We start from the raw sequence: 3,122 nt of genomic DNA, 5'->3' as shown, positions 1-3,122 counted from the left end.
GCTAATCAGAAGACCTACGGTGACCGGGAAAAAAGCAGAGAGGGGAAAGGAAACAGAGGAAGAATAGGTATAAAACCTGTCGTTAGGCCAAGGGCAAACAGTTTCTCGCTTCTTGAGCTACCTGCTCTACCTCATCGTCAGTCATTGTTTCCAGAATCGCAAGAGCTTCTGGACTACCTAAGTGATTGAGAGCTTGGACAACTCGGTAGCGCAGTTGCCAATCTGGATAGGTGGTGAAAGTTGCCAAAAGAGGAACTGCACGTAAATCGCCCAATTCTCCCAGAGAACTGACAGCGGCAGTTTTAATCAGATCGATATCGGAATCGAGTGCTTCTTGTAGCAGATCGAAGCCTCGCGGGTCGCCCATTTCTCCCAAAGCAGCGATGATGCTGACTTGGAGAAGCCATTCAGAAGAGTTGTGGTAGGCTTGCCGCAAGTCTTCAAAAGCTTCTTCTAACTTGAGCGCCCCCAAGGCATCGGCGGCGGCTGCTTGCACGTCTACTTCCGAGTCGTGCTGAAGGCGATCGCGCAAAATTTCCAAGGCTTTGTGCAAATCTACCTTGCCCACAGTATCCATGAGGCTGACTGCACCATATCGAACGCGGGCGTTGCTGTCATTAATAGCTGGTTGAACCAGTTTGAAAGCGATCGCAGGTTCCAACTGACGCAGTTGGTTAACGCCTCGCAAGCGATCGCTCAGTTCCTCCGAACTTAACAACTTTTGAACAGACTCAGGAGTAATGGTCATTTTTTCGTCGTCACTTCTGGGTGAAAAGAATTGCAAATTTTAGAAGAGCAGATTGCAAATTTAATTCTTCGAGATTTCAAAGAATTAAATTTGATTTGACCATTCGCCTCGTTTCCACGGCTCTGCCTGGAAACGCCATTAGTCTTGAGTGGCTGCCATCTCTCGAATGATATCGCCACGGGTGACAATGCCGACGACATGACCGCCATCATCGATCACAGGCAAACGGCGAATATTGCGTTCGTGCATCAATTGTGCCGCTTCGCGTAAGGATTTGTGGGGATGGACGGTAATCAGCGGATCGCTGGTCATCAATTCCCCAACTGTTTGCCCCAAGGCTTTGTGGAGGTCTCGATCGTACTTGGCGGGATTTTCTAAGTAAATAACGGTGTCGAGAATCATGATGTAAGCGGGAGGGGTTACCCCTGTTTCCTGCCACATCAAGTCGCTCTCGGAGATTACGCCCACTAATTTGCCATTTTCATCCACCACTGGCATACCGCTGATCCGGCGTTCTGCCAAAATCTTGATAGCCTCTTTGAGAGGAGTTTCTGGCCGCACTGAAATCGGATCGCGGCTCATCACATCGGCAACTGTTTTGGGCATGATCTACTGCTATCTCTGACTAATTCCCCAGCTTCACTATTGTAGAAAATCATGGCTATCCAAAGGTTAGCGTTTATGGATTGTTTAATATTCGTGATTAGGTAACTGACAACTGACAACTGACTATTGGCTAAATTCGGTTTCGCAGTACGCTTGCAGCAGGCGGATGCAGTTGGCGATCGCTCCTAAGTGAGCAATCTCGTAACCGTGGGTATTTTGGGTGGGGAAACTCAAACAAGCCGCACGCGCTACGTGACCGAATTTCATGGCAATTGAGGCATCGGAACCAAAACCGCTCAAGGTTGCCAGTTGTAAGGGAATATTTAGTCGTTTTGCCACGCTTCGGATCTCCCCGTTCAGGTTTTCGTCGTAAATGCCGTAGCCATCTTGGGAAAGCAGTACCGGCGCTTCTCCATCTTCAATCGGATATTCGCTCGACAAAGGACAGATTTCCAGGGCGATCAATGCTTCCAGGCGCTGATTTTGGGTAAAGTAGAGAGCGCCTACGGCACCCACTTCTTCTTTTGCCGAAGCTACCAGATAGGTATCCACAGCCGGTTGCTTTAAGGTTTCCGCCAGACCCAACAAAATTGCTACCGAAGCTTTATTATCCAAGGTGTAACTGGCAATATAATCCTTGAGTCGGATCGGTCGCTTGCGATGTTTGCCTACGACTACGCGAGTTCCCGGTCGAATGCCAGCTGCTTCCAGTTCCGCTGTGCTGCATTTGGTTTCCACCCAGGCATCTTCCCAACGTAGCGGTTTGTCTTCCTGCTGGGCTTTTTGAGGCGATTCGTGGGAGACGTGACGCGATCCGAATGATAAGATGCCGCTGATAATTTGGTTATCTCCCAACAGATCGACGACGCCTTCACCATAAACCCAAGGAAATGCACCGCCCAGTTTTCGTACTTGTACTCGTCCAAACGGCTCGATACTCTTGACAATTGCGCCAATTTCGTCTTTATGGGCGGTGATGGCGATACTGCGGGTGGAATCTTTACCGGGAATGAGAGCTAGAGCATTTCCCGCTGCATCCAGCCATGCTTTCACTCCCAGAGCCTTGAATCGATCGAGCAACAGGCGATCGATTTCCCCTTCCGCACCGCTGGGAGAATGGTGCAGCACTAATTCCTCAATTGTATCGAACAGTCGATCGTTATTTAATAAAGACATTTGGTTTACCAGTTCCACCTTTACTGAAGATTTCTAGCTTCTATCAGAGAGAGGGAGAGGGAGGAATTTTGACTTTTGACTTTTGACTTTTGACTTTAAGTTTTCTTATCTAAAGTACCCGTGTAGGTCAAAAAAGTAACCAGTTTTAAAGTTCGGGTTTTAAATATACCGCGTCCTTAGCTACCGTTACAAGGAATTTTATAAGTATTTATACATAAAAATTAGTTACTCTAGTTACTAAAAATACTTATAAGTAGTGGAAGACAGCAGAAGTAATCCATCAGTTTTTTCTCCCCATCTCCCCATTCCCCCATCTTTGCAGTCAAGCTGGTGGGAAATTTCTGCTCTCCTGCACCGCTCTTGAGAAGGGTGCAGCACCAATTCCTCAATTGTGTCCAACAGTCGATCGTAATTTAATCAAGACAATTTGAATTGGCGGTTTCGGAATTTCCATCAGAGAGATGAATTATAACAATAACTTATATTTTTACTGTACGGTATCGGACAGACAAACGATTTTGTACCTAATAGAGTAGATTTTAGTGAGAAAAGGTTAAAATTTTTCATATTGCTATTGTTTCGGTTGTTTAGA

Annotated in this window: 4 protein-coding genes; all 4 read right to left on the bottom strand. The window is 46.8% G+C overall.

What is annotated here, in order from left to right; genetic code table 11:
* Positions 1-82 precede the first annotated feature (82 nt).
* The gene (gene nblB, locus H6S82_RS26100; RefSeq protein WP_190469624.1) at positions 83-748 is read right to left on the bottom strand and encodes a phycobilisome degradation protein NblB; all 666 of its coding nucleotides are present in this window, start codon (positions 746-748) and stop codon (positions 83-85) included.
* 138 nt (positions 749-886) lie between these two features.
* Complete coding sequence (locus H6S82_RS26095) at positions 887-1,354, bottom strand: CBS domain-containing protein (protein WP_190469628.1); 468 nt, start codon at positions 1,352-1,354, stop codon at positions 887-889.
* Between the two features lie 123 nt (positions 1,355-1,477).
* Positions 1,478-2,530 carry a M42 family peptidase gene (locus tag H6S82_RS26090; protein WP_190469702.1) on the bottom strand — a complete coding sequence of 351 codons (1,053 nt, stop codon included), beginning with the start codon at positions 2,528-2,530 and terminating at the stop codon, positions 1,478-1,480.
* A gap of 237 nt (positions 2,531-2,767) precedes the next feature.
* Positions 2,768-2,929: a hypothetical protein gene (locus tag H6S82_RS26085; protein WP_191056945.1), complete on the bottom strand. Its 162-nt coding sequence runs from the start codon at positions 2,927-2,929 to the stop codon at positions 2,768-2,770.
* Between the last annotated feature and the right edge of the window lie 193 nt (positions 2,930-3,122).

The sequence above is a fragment of the Planktothrix sp. FACHB-1355 genome (assembly GCF_014748295.1).
In the GTDB taxonomy this organism is placed as follows: Bacteria; Cyanobacteriota; Cyanobacteriia; order Cyanobacteriales; family Aerosakkonemataceae; genus Aerosakkonema; species Aerosakkonema funiforme_A.
Note: the sequence above shows the minus strand (reverse complement) of the source record. Positions and strands in the feature narration are given on the sequence as shown.